The following is an 11,612-nucleotide window of genomic DNA, read 5'->3' on the forward strand; positions in this document are numbered from 1 at the left end:
GGCGCATAAGGCCGATCTCGCGAACGCGCGGCATATAAGGAAGGGGGCGGCGGGAAGTCAATCCGCGATAGCTAAAAGCTTCGCGCGCCACGGTGCTTGAGCTGGGAAAGCGGTCGATTTTGGCGCCGGAATTGCCCTGCTTAACGCGCCAGACCGGCGGAGAGTCCCCTCACCTGGAATCCGCGCTTTTGCGCGGATTCCAGCCTCTCCCCGCAGGCGGGGGAGAGGCGAAGAATCGGCCTATTTCGGCCTCACGTTCGGGTCGCCGCCAGGGCTGCCGGGGGGTGGGATCACCGGGGTGTTGCCGCCGGTGTCGGGCGCTGGGGCATGCATCTCGGGGTCGATGCCGGAGGGCGGGCAGAGCACGCCCTCGGATTTGGCCAGCTTGTCGCCGAGCGGTTCCCGGGACTGGCCCGTGGTGGTGCCATCAGCCGGACGGTTCGGGCGGTCTTGCGGTGTACAATTGGCCGCATGTTGCGGGGATGGCGGCGCGGTCTGTTGTGGCGGCGTCGCCGGGGCGGGCGGGGCCTGCGCGATCGCGCTGCCAGAGGCGGCGATCAGGAGGCCCGCTAGGATGATGTTTGGTGTCGTGCGCATGGGAAGGAAACGCGCGTCTCGCGCGCCCCGTTCCCTGCCCGCACGATCACGATTTGCGGTAGCGGATCAGCGAAAAATGTCCCATCGGCGGCATGGGGCGGCGCTCAGCAAGCGTGACGCCGCCGTGCCTTGCGGCCCAGTTGACGAGGCGGGCCCACGGGAATTCCGGGCGCCAGCCGAGGCGGCGGGCGACGGGGGCGAAGGCGAGTTCGAACAGCTTTCGCGGGCCGCTCTCGGCGCCGATGTGGTTGACGAGGATCAACTCGCCCCCGGGCTTCAAGACACGCACGAATTCGTCGAGCGTGCCTTCGGGATCGGGCACGGCGGTGATGACATATTGCGCAACCACCGCGTCGAAGAAATTTTCAGGGAAGGCGAGATTCTTCGCGTCCATCACCGAGAGCACTTCGACATTGGAAAGCCTGAGCGCACGCACGCGTGCCTGCGCCTTGCGCAGCATCGGCTCGGAGATGTCGACGCCGCAGATTTTCGTGGTGCGCGCATAATCCGAGAGCGACAGGCCGGTGCCAACGCCGACGTCGAGGATGCGGCCGCCGATGCGGTCGGCCTCCGCGATAGTCGATTGCCGTCCGGCGTCGAACACCTTGCCGAACACGAGATCATAGACCGGCGCCCAGCGGCCATAGGCCTTCTCGACCCCGGCCCGCGAGATGTCTGCTGCCATGCCCCCTGCCCCGGATACTTAAAACGAAAAGAGTCTTGGTTGAATTGATGAAGGCCGCGGGCTCAGTCCACCTCTCCCATAGGGCGAGCTCGCATCGCATCGGAAGATGCGATCCGGGTGAGGGGTTGCGGTCTCAATCACAGCCGCGGCCCCTCACCCGGATTGCAATGGACGATGCTTCGCATCGCCAGCCGCAATCCGACTTCTCCCCTCCGGGGAGAGGTGGACCCAGACCGACCGGTTGTGCTTGATATCGTCATCCGTCAGCCGCGGACCGCCTCAGCAAGCGGCCTTGCCGTACTGCTCGCAAGCTTTGCCGCGGCGCTCTGAATAAAACCGCCGCCGAGCACGCGCGCCTGTCCGCCAGGTGCGTCGTAGAACACGCAGGCCTGGCCCGGCGAGACGCCCTCCTCGCCGGCGACGAGCTCGACCTCGTAATGACCATTGCCGCCGCGCAGCCACGCCGGCTGGGGGCTGCGGGTCGAGCGCACGCGCACGAACATTTCGAGGCCGCCGCCGATCGCGCCGTCGATGTCGCCATCGCCGATCCAGTTGACGTCGCGCAGCACGATGCGGTGCATCTTGAGGGCATCGCGCGGACCGACCACGACGCGGCGGTTTGCGGCATCCAGCCGCACCACGAACAGCGGCGCGGTTGCCGCGATGCCGAGGCCGCGGCGCTGGCCGACGGTGAAATTGGCGATGCCGTTGTGCTGGCCGAGCACGCGTCCGTCGAGATCGACGATGTCGCCGGGATCCATCGCGTTCGGCCGTAGCCGGGTGATGATGTCGGTGTAGCGCCCGGTCGGCACGAAGCAGATGTCCTGGCTGTCGTGCTTGTCGGCGACCGCGAGCCCAAACCGGCGCGCGAGCTCGCGCGTCTGCGGCTTGGTCATGTCGCCGAGCGGAAAGCGCAGGAAGCCGAGCTGCTCGCGCGTGGTCGCGAACAGGAAATAGCTCTGGTCGCGGTCGCTGTCGGCTGCGCAAACCAGCGCGCGTGAGCCGTCATTGAGGCGGCGCGAGGCGACGTAATGGCCGGTGGCGAGCGCGGTGGCGCCCAGTTCGCGCGCGGTCTTCAGGAGATCGCGGAACTTGACCGAACGGTTGCACTCGATGCACGGCACCGGCGTCTCGCCGAGCGCGTAAGAGTCGGCAAAGTTGTCGATGACGGATTCGCGAAAACGGTCCTCGTAGTCGAGCACGTAATGGGGAATGCCGAGCTTGGCGGCGACGTCGCGGGCGTCGTGGATGTCCTGGCCGGCGCAGCAGGCGCCCTTGCGATGGGTCGCGGCACCATGATCGTAGAGCTGGAGCGTGATGCCGACCACGTCGTAGCCCTCAGCCTTGAGCAGCGCAGCCGTCGTCGAGGAATCGACGCCGCCCGACATGGCAACGACGACCCTGGTATCCTCAGGACGGCCTTCGAGATCCAGATTGTTGAGCATCGGCCTTAGGTTCTGACGGCAGCGCGCGGCGCATCCGCGATTTCTTGCTTCTCGCGGGACATCGGCGATCCTCGGGAACTTCAGTTCCCGAAAGGCACGAGGGCCCCCGGTCGAAAGCGGCTGAGAGTGACCTCTTTAATATAGGCCGCATTCCGGTGAAGCAATCACGCGGGCGGCCAGCTGAGGGCAATTCTTGCCGGGCAGGCAGAAATGACGGAGTCGCGGCATGCGCGCGGCGGCCGCCCCGCTTGCTCAAGACATTGATTTTGCTGCCGAAACACACAGGAAGGGACCCTGGCCCGCTCCTTGCTACCCCTCATGCCATAGAAGTTTCCAAGGGGTCGCCTGTGGTTGGTCGGACGTCAGATGTCATGGCAAGCGTGCAAGTTCAAAGCGCGCAGCAGAAGCCTGCCCGGTCGCAAGCCGCGAAAGACACGTCCGCGGCCGATTCCTTCGGCTCACTGGTCGACAGCAACACCCAGGCGATCAGCAACAATACAGGCTCGCACGCGCAGGACACCGTGCCGCGCCGGAGCGACTCTGCTTCGTCGCCCTCCTCGGACAGAAATGCGCGCGACACCTCGTCCGCGGACGATCCCTCGCAGAGCAGGGCGAGTGATGGCGCCGAAGCGTCGGCGCCCGCCAAGACCGATGACGAGAACGACAAGACGAGCGACACGATGACCGATCCGGCCAAGGACGCCGGCAAGACCAAGGACAAAGCGGAGGCCTCCGACGCCAAATCGGCGGACACGTCCGACGAGACCAAGGGGGACAAGACCGACGGCACCGACACTCTTACCGCCGCCGTCGATGCGGCTAGCGCCGCAACGACCGATGCGAGCCCGATCGCCGTGCCCGATCCGAACGCGATCGTCGTTGCCGCCCCGGTCGTGCCAGTCGATCCGGCTGCGAACCAGGCCACCAACTCGGCCTCCCCCCTGACCATCGCCGCCGCCGGCCTCGCCGCCAGCGCCTCCACCGCAGCACAGATCCAGGGCGCCAAGACCGACATCGCCACCGCGGGCGACAAGAGCGCCAAGACCGCGAGCGCCAAGGTCGATGCGAACACCACGACCACGCTCGGCGAGACCGCGACCGGCACGAGCGAAGCCATCGCGACCGATGCGAAAGCCAATGGCGGCCTGATCGCCGTGGACCAGGGCACGCCGAAGACCTCGTTCAAGGCCGCGGCCACGGCGCAGGCTCAGACCGACATCTCCGATATCGGCCAGGGCACCGGTAAGGCGAACGCCGCCACGCCGCCAGCAGCGGGCGCAGCGACCCTCGACGCCGCCGCGCATCCGCAGGCCGTCAAGGCGCAGGCAAATGACGGAACGGCTGACGCCAGGGCAGCCGGCACCGAGCGCACCGCTGATGCGGCATCCGGCGCGTCCCCCACGCACGCTCATGCGGGGCCGCAGGCGACTGTCGCCCCGACGGATACCAGCGCACAAGCCACCTCCGCGGTGCAGGCGCCGCTGACGAATACCACCTCGGCTGCGACCGCATCGACCGCGACGCTCACCGCGACCGCGGCAAGTCACACGGCGGTGCCGATCAGCGGCGTCCCGATCGAGATCGCGGCCGCGATACGCGCCGGCAAGTCGCGGTTCGACATCAGCCTCGATCCGATCGATCTCGGCAGGATCGACGTCCGCATCAATGTCGACCGCAACGGCCAGGTCACCTCGCATCTCACCGTGGAGAAGCCGGAGACGCTGCAAATGCTGCGTCAGGACGCGCCGCAACTGCAGCGCGCGCTCGACGATGCCGGCTTCAAGACCGGCAGCAACGGGTTGTCCTTCAGCCTGCGCGACCAGAATTCATCTAACCAGAACTCCGGCCAGGACAACAACAATGGCGGCAATGCCCGCCGGCTGATCATCAGTGAGGACGAAACCGTTGCAGCAGTGCCCGTCGGGCGCAGCTACGGCCGCATGCTCGGATCGAGCAGCGGCGTCGACATCAGAGTGTAAGGAGTATTCGACATGGCCACCACGAATGCCGCCACCGCCCCTTCCGTCGTCTCCGGGACGACCGACATCCCCAAGTCCTCGTCGAGCTCGAGCCTGGGCTCGTCCACCGGCGCGACGCTCGCCGGCAATTTCCAGACGTTCCTGACGCTGCTGACGACGCAGCTGCAGAACCAGAACCCGCTCGATCCGCTCGACACCAATCAGTTCACCCAGCAGCTGGTGCAGTTCGCCGGCGTCGAGCAGCAGCTCAAGACCAACGATTCGCTGGCCCAGCTCGTCACCCTCCAGCAGACCACGCAGGCAACCCAGGCGCTGGGCTTCGTCGGCAAGACCGCCTTGGTCGACGGCTCGACCGCGACCATGAAGAACTCGTCGGCGACCTGGCATCTCAACGTGCCCTCCGATTCGACCGTCGACATCACCGTCGCAAATGCCAGCGGTCAGACCGTGTTCACCGGCAAATATACCGCCGCCGCCGGCACCGACATCCCCTTCACCTGGAACGGCATGGGCAATGACGGCACGCAATGGCCCGACGGCAAGTACACGATCTCGGCCACGGGCAAGGATATAGCGAACAACAATGTCGGCATCGCCGCGCAGGTGCAGGGCACGGTATCGTCGGTCGACCTGACCCAGTCGCCGCCGCTGCTCACCATCGACGGCGCCAGCTACACCCTGAGTCAGGTCAAGAGCATCATCGCCACCGCCAGCAATTAAGAGAGGTGCCGCTACACACTGGGTGTCGTTCCGGCGAAAGACACGACCTTGCCGCGTGATCTATCGATGAGGTCCTGGTAGCAGCACCGCAAAAGACTTTCTCTCCAGGAGTCCTCGCCAAGCTGCTGGGGTCGCGGCCTTCGCCGGGACGACAATTCGGGGCCTCCCAACCCCGCGCTCAGGCCTCGTTCGTTAGTAAAGCATTTACGAATGCTCCCTGACCGGCCTGGACGCCCCCGTCCCGCCCGCGGAGACGAGCGCGTTCCAGCCAGTTTCAACGAGAATTGTATTGAAGCCTTAGGCTTAGCGGATTTTTAAGCCGCGACGCGTAGGGTTACTGGCGTGAGTTCAGTGGTTGAGAGTTTGTGAGTACGCCATGACAGAACCCCATCGCCCGAGGGTAAAATACGTCATCGGGCCGGACGGCAGTCCGTTGACGATCGCGGATCTGCCTGCACCCGGCACCAAACGCTGGGTCATCCGCCGCAAGGCCGAGGTCGTCGCCGCCGTCCGTGGCGGACTTCTCTCCCTCGAGGAGGCCTGTAGCCGTTATACCCTGACGGTCGACGAATTCCTCTCCTGGCAGTTTTCCATCGACCAGCACGGTCTGGCGGGTCTTCGCACCACCCGCATCCAGCAATATCGCCAGTAAGCGATCCGGAAATCTGCGGCTTTTGACGAAAATCGGCCTCGCCCTGCGAGGCCGATTTTTTTCATGACGTTAACTTTTGTCCGACCTCTTAACCGTCGTTAACCATATCGAAACCATCACCTAGGCAATAATTGCCCACTCGGCCTTTCCAGTGAAAGCGGCCGAAGCTGGTTGGGGCGGTTGCTTGCAAGGTCTTGCGGACTTTTTGAAAAGTATCGGAGCCGCCCGATTCGGGGCGATGATCGCGGTCACCGCCGCGCTCATCGGCTTTTTCGCGTTCGTCATCATGCGCGTGACCACGCCGCAGATGACGACCCTGTTCACGGACCTCAGCGTCGAGGATTCCTCGGGCATCATCAAGGACCTGGAACGCCAGGGTATCCCGTTCGAGATCCGCAACGAGGGCTCCATCATCATGGTGCCCAAGGACAAGGTCACGCGCCTGCGGATGAAGCTCGCCGAGGGCGGCCTGCCGAAGGGGGGCGGCGTCGGCTACGAGGTGTTCGACAAGTCGGACGCGCTCGGCACCACCTCTTTCGTCCAGAACATCAATCACCTGCGCGCCCTGGAGGGCGAGCTCGCCCGCACCATCCGCGCCATTGACCGCATCCAGGCCGCCCGCGTCCACCTCGTGCTGCCCGAGCGCCCGCTGTTCGCGCGCGAGGCGCCAGAGCCGTCGGCCTCGATCGTGGTCCGCGTCCGCGGCTCGCTGGAAGCCCAGCAGATCCGCGCCATCCGCCACCTCGTCGCCTCCGCCGTCAACGGGCTGAAGCCGCAGCGAGTCTCAATCGTCGACGAGGCCGGCCAGCTGCTCGCCGACGGCGCCGCGACCGATCCGGAGCAGGCGGTCGGCGACGAGCGCCGCATCGCCTTCGAGAAGCGGATGCGCAAGCAGGTCGAGGACATCGTCTCCTCCGTGGTCGGCTCGGGACGCGCCCGCGTGCAGCTCTCCGCCGATTTCGACTTCAACAAGGTCACCCAGACCTCGGACAAATTCGACCCCGAAGGCCGCGTGCTGCGCTCGAGCCAGACCCGTGAAGAGCAGAGCATGACCGCCGACAACAACGGCCAGGTCACCGTCAGCAACGAGCTGCCCGGCAACCAGCAGAACAACGGCGTCGCGGCCAAGGACCAGAGCAAGAAGAGCGAAGAGACCAACAATTACGAGATCTCCCGCATCACCAAGACCGAAGTGACCGAGGCCGGCCGGGTGAACCGCATCTCGGTCGCGGTGCTGGTCGACGGCATCTATTCCAAAAACGACAAAGGCGAGCTCGCCTATCAAGACCGCACCAAGGAGCAGCTCGACCGCATCGCAGCGCTGGTGCGCTCGGCGATCGGCTTTGACCAGAAGCGCGGCGACCAGGTCGAGGTCGTCAATCTGCGCTTTGCCGACGCCCCCTCCACCGCGCCGATCGGCGAGCCTGGCGGCTTCCTCGGCATGCTCCAGTTCACCAAGGACGATGTCATGTACTTCGTCGAGCTCGGCGTGATGATGCTGCTCGGCCTGGTCGTGCTGTTCCTGGTGATCCGCCCGCTGGTCAAGCGCATCCTGGCCTCCGACGAGATGGCTGCTGCAATCTCCGGCGTGCTCAGCGGCCCGGCGAGCTCCGAAGAGGCCGTGCCCGCCGGCCAGCCGCTCCTGCCGAACGCCGCCGCAAGCGCGATCGACGTCGCCACCATCCAGGGCCAGGTCCACGCCCAGTCTGTTCATCGCGTCGGCGAGCTCGCCGAGCGCAATCCCAACGAAACCGTCGCCATCATCCGCCAGTGGCTGACCGAACCCGCGAAATAACCCCAGCCAACTGAATCAAAAAGTGATCTGACATGGCCGCCGCATTGCAAAACGCCAACAGCAACGACATCACCAGCGTGATCTCCACGCTCGGTCAGCGGGCCAACACCCGTGCCAAGGACGGCAGGCCGGCCGAGCAATTGTCCGGACCGAAGCGCGCCGCGATCCTGATGCTGGCGCTGGGCGAGCAATATGGCGGCAAGATCTGGTCGCTGCTCGACGACGACGAGGTGCGCCAGCTCTCGCTGGAGATGTCGACGCTCGGCACCGTCGAGGTCGACACCGTCGAGGACATGCTGCTCGAATTCGTCTCGCGCATGTCGGCCTCGGGCGCGCTGATGGGCAATTTCGACGCCACTGAGCGGCTGCTCCAGCAGTACCTGCCGCCGGAGCGCGTCAACGGCATCATGGACGAGATCCGCGGCCCCGCCGGCCGCAACATGTGGGAAAAGCTCTCCAACGTGCAGGAAGAGGTGCTCGCGAACTATCTCAAGAACGAATATCCGCAGACCATCGCGGTGGTGCTGTCGAAGCTGAAGCCGGAGCACGCCGCCCGTGTGCTCGGCATCTTCCCCGAGGAACTCGCGCTCGACGTCGTCAACCGCATGCTGAAGATGGAAGCGGTGCAGAAGGAGGTGATCGAGAGCGTGGAGAAGACGCTGCGCACCGAGTTCATGTCCAACCTGTCGCAGACCCGCCGCCGCGACGCCCACGAGGTGATGGCGGAAATCTTCAACAATTTCGACCGCCAGACCGAGACCCGCTTCATCACGTCGCTGGAAGAGGACAACCGGGAATCGGCCGAGCGCATCAAGGCGCTGATGTTCACCTTCGACGACCTCGTCAAGCTGGATTCCGGCTCGGCCCAGACCCTGATGCGCAACGTCGACAAGGACAAGCTCGGCGTCGCGCTCAAGAGCGCCAACGAGGACGTCCGCAGCTTCTTCTTCGGCAACATGTCATCGCGCGCGGCCAAGATGCTCCAGGACGACATGGCGGCGATGGGCCCCGTGCGTCTGCGCGATGTCGACGAGGCGCAGGCGCTGCTCGTCAACCTCGCCAAGGACCTCGCCGCCAAGGGCGAGATCATGCTGACCAAGAACCGCGCCGACGACGAGCTGGTGTACTGATGGGCGCTCCGGCAAAATTCCTGTTCGATACCGACTTCGCCGCACCCGAACGCACGAGCCGCGAGAAGCCCGCGACGGCGTCCGAGATCGCCCAGAAGATCGCGGAAGCCGAGGCACGCGCCTATCAGGACGGCTTTGCCGCCGGCCAGCGCGAGGCCAAGGCCGAGAGCGACCGCCGCGTTGCGCTGGCCATGGAGGAGATCAACATCGCGATCCGGGGCATCGCCTCCGGGATCGGCAACATCGAATCCAAGATGGAGACCGAGGCTGTCGACGTCGCGGTCGCGGTGGCCCGCAAGCTGTGCGCCGATCTGGTCGCCGCCGAGCCGCTCGGCGAGATCGTTGCACTCGTCAAGGACTGCTTCTCGCATTTGGTGGCGACGCCGCATCTCGTCGTCCGCATCAACGACGCGCTCTACGAAGCTGCGCGCGACAAGATCGAGCGGCTCGCCAAGCAGAGCGGCTTCGAGGGCCGGCTGGTGATCCTGGCCGAGCCGGAGATTGCCACCGGCGACTGCCGGATCGAATGGGCCGATGGCGGCGTCGTGCTGGAGCGCGGCGCCATCGCGGCCAAGATCGACGAAATGGTCGGACGCTACATCGCGTCCCGCAGGGGGAATTAAGCCATGAGCGACACCGACGGACAGGTCCCGCTGCCCGATCTCAACGGCCCGATGCCGCCGACCGGTACCGATGTCGGCTACACCGAGGACGAATATGCCTCGCGCGTTGCTGCCGACCTCGAAGCCGTGTTCGACGTGCCGGTGCAGGTCTCGGCCGTGCTCGGCCGCTCCAAGATGGACGTCGGCGAGCTCTTGAAGCTCGGGCCCGGCACCGTGCTCGAGCTCGATCGCCGCGTCGGCGAGGCCATCGACATCTACGTCAACAACCGGCTCGTCGCCCGCGGCGAGGTGGTGCTGGTCGAAGATAAGCTCGGCGTGACCATGACCGAAATCATCAAGACCGAACGCGGTTAGCACAAATAAAGACAATGACGCGCAACGGCGCGACCAGACGGACAGGAGACTGACATGCGGCTTCTCATCGTTGGCACCTTGAAGGGCCAGCTCACCACGGCCACCAAGATCGCGATGGAGAACGGCGCCACCGTGACCCATGCTGAGGATCACGAGCAGGCGATGCGCGTCCTGCGCAGCGGCAAGGGGGCCGACCTCCTGCTGGTCGACGTCGCGCTCGACATCCGCGACCTCGTGATTCGGCTGGAGGCGGAGCACATCCACGCTCCGATCGTCGCCTGCGGCATCACCAACGACGCCCGCGCCGCGGTCGCCGCGATCCATGCCGGCGCCAAGGAATACATCCCGCTGCCGCCGGATCCGGAGCTGATCGCGGCGGTGCTGGCTGCCGTTGCCAACGATTCCCGCGAGCTGGTCTATCGCGACGAGGCGATGGCCAAGGTGATCAAGCTTGCCCAGCAGATCGCAGGCTCCGACGCCTCGGTGATGATCACCGGCGAGTCCGGCACCGGCAAGGAAGTGCTGGCCCGTTACGTCCACACCCGCTCGGCCCGCGCCAAGCGTCCGTTCATCTCGATCAACTGCGCCGCTATCCCTGAGCATCTGCTGGAATCCGAGCTGTTCGGCCACGAGAAGGGCGCCTTCACCGGTGCGATCGCCCGCCGCATCGGCAAGTTCGAGGAGGCGACGGGGGGCACGCTGCTGCTCGACGAAATCTCGGAGATGGACGTCCGCTTGCAATCGAAGCTGTTGCGCGCGATCCAGGAGCGCGTGATCGATCGCGTCGGCGGCACCAAACCTGTCGCCGTCGACATCCGCATCATCGCGACCTCGAACCGCAATTTGGCTGAGGCCGTGCGCGAAGGCACGTTCCGCGAGGATCTGCTGTTCCGTCTCAACGTCGTCAATTTGAAGATCCCGCCGCTGCGCGAGCGCCCCGCCGACATCCTCGAGCTCGCCCAGCACTTCGTGAAGAAATATGCCGAGGCCAACGGCGTGCCGCTGCGCCCGATTTCGGCGGAGGCGCGCCGCGTGCTCTCCACCAACCGCTGGCAGGGCAACGTCCGCGAGCTCGAAAACACCATGCATCGCGCCGTGCTGATGGCGCAGGGCGACGAGATCGGCGCCGACGCAATCATCACGCCGGACGGTGACCGCCTCGACCTCGCCAGGACCGCGCCGGCCGTGGCGCATGCGACGATGGCCGCCGAGCAGGTGACACGTGCGCTCGTGGGGCGCACCGTCGCCGATGTCGAGCGCGACCTCATCCTGGAGACGCTGAAGCACTGCCTCGGCAACCGCACCCATGCCGCCAACATCTTAGGAATCTCAATCCGCACGCTGCGCAACAAGCTCAACGAATACGCCGACGGCGGCATTCCGATCCCGCCCGCAGGCACCCCGGGCGAATATCCGCGCATGCCGATGGTAGGGGCGTAGGGCGGCGCTCACGCTGATCGAGAATGTAGATGCCCGGGCCCGCCCCGGGCACTTTGTTTGATGCAGGCTGCCAACCTCGTCACTGCGAGCGCAGCGAAGATTCCATGGGGGTGGATAGCGACCAAGTCTGAGGCCAGACTGAGGTTGCATCCATTCAACCTGGAGACGACGATGTTGCTCGATCATCCTGTC

Annotated in this window: 11 protein-coding genes; 8 read left to right on the top strand and 3 right to left on the bottom strand. The window is 65.5% G+C overall.

The annotated features are described in order from the left end of the window. Positions 1-240 precede the first annotated feature (240 nt). The 3 genes from IVA87_RS27855 to mnmA all read right to left on the bottom strand — a co-directional run bounded on the left by IVA87_RS27855 (position 241) and on the right by mnmA (position 2,727). A complete protein-coding gene (locus IVA87_RS27855; RefSeq protein ID WP_247336086.1) occupies positions 241-597 on the bottom strand; it encodes a hypothetical protein in 357 nt (118 codons plus the stop codon). Between the two features lie 46 nt (positions 598-643). Next, on the bottom strand, positions 644-1,282 hold the full coding sequence (locus tag IVA87_RS27860) for a class I SAM-dependent methyltransferase (protein WP_247306944.1): 639 nt from the start codon (positions 1,280-1,282) through the stop codon (positions 644-646). A gap of 263 nt (positions 1,283-1,545) precedes the next feature. Continuing rightward, the gene (gene mnmA, locus IVA87_RS27865) at positions 1,546-2,727 is read right to left on the bottom strand and encodes a tRNA 2-thiouridine(34) synthase MnmA (RefSeq protein WP_247336089.1); all 1,182 of its coding nucleotides are present in this window, start codon (positions 2,725-2,727) and stop codon (positions 1,546-1,548) included. Between the two features lie 371 nt (positions 2,728-3,098). Between mnmA and IVA87_RS27870 the strand changes: the two genes are divergently transcribed. The 8 genes from IVA87_RS27870 to IVA87_RS27905 all read left to right on the top strand — a co-directional run bounded on the left by IVA87_RS27870 (position 3,099) and on the right by IVA87_RS27905 (position 11,420). Next, positions 3,099-4,706: a flagellar hook-length control protein FliK gene (locus IVA87_RS27870; protein WP_247336093.1), complete on the top strand. Its 1,608-nt coding sequence runs from the start codon at positions 3,099-3,101 to the stop codon at positions 4,704-4,706. Between the two features lie 12 nt (positions 4,707-4,718). Beyond that, positions 4,719-5,426 (top strand): flagellar hook capping FlgD N-terminal domain-containing protein, encoded by a 708-nt coding sequence (locus tag IVA87_RS27875; RefSeq protein WP_247336096.1) that lies wholly within the window; start codon positions 4,719-4,721, stop codon positions 5,424-5,426. A gap of 376 nt (positions 5,427-5,802) precedes the next feature. Further along, positions 5,803-6,078 (top strand): DUF1153 domain-containing protein, encoded by a 276-nt coding sequence (locus IVA87_RS27880; RefSeq protein ID WP_002714638.1) that lies wholly within the window; start codon positions 5,803-5,805, stop codon positions 6,076-6,078. A gap of 184 nt (positions 6,079-6,262) precedes the next feature. Beyond that, entirely contained in the window at positions 6,263-7,873 is a 1,611-nt protein-coding gene (fliF, locus tag IVA87_RS27885) for a flagellar basal-body MS-ring/collar protein FliF (RefSeq protein WP_247336102.1), read from the top strand. Positions 7,874-7,905: 32 nt separating this feature from the next. Beyond that, positions 7,906-9,003, top strand: a complete 1,098-nt coding sequence (gene fliG, locus IVA87_RS27890) for a flagellar motor switch protein FliG (RefSeq protein WP_247280369.1) — start codon at positions 7,906-7,908, stop codon at positions 9,001-9,003. Then, positions 9,003-9,626 (top strand): FliH/SctL family protein, encoded by a 624-nt coding sequence (locus tag IVA87_RS27895; protein ID WP_247336106.1) that lies wholly within the window; start codon positions 9,003-9,005, stop codon positions 9,624-9,626. Before fliG ends, IVA87_RS27895 begins: the two co-directional genes overlap by 1 nt. Before the next feature lie 3 nt (positions 9,627-9,629). After that, the gene (fliN, locus tag IVA87_RS27900; RefSeq protein WP_247280371.1) at positions 9,630-9,980 is read left to right on the top strand and encodes a flagellar motor switch protein FliN; all 351 of its coding nucleotides are present in this window, start codon (positions 9,630-9,632) and stop codon (positions 9,978-9,980) included. Positions 9,981-10,034: 54 nt separating this feature from the next. Next, a complete protein-coding gene (locus tag IVA87_RS27905) occupies positions 10,035-11,420 on the top strand; it encodes a sigma-54 dependent transcriptional regulator (protein WP_247336109.1) in 1,386 nt (461 codons plus the stop codon). The last annotated feature ends 192 nt before the right edge of the window (positions 11,421-11,612 follow it).

The organism is Bradyrhizobium sp. 147 (genome assembly GCF_023073935.1).
In the GTDB taxonomy this organism is placed as follows: domain Bacteria; phylum Pseudomonadota; class Alphaproteobacteria; order Rhizobiales; family Xanthobacteraceae; genus Bradyrhizobium.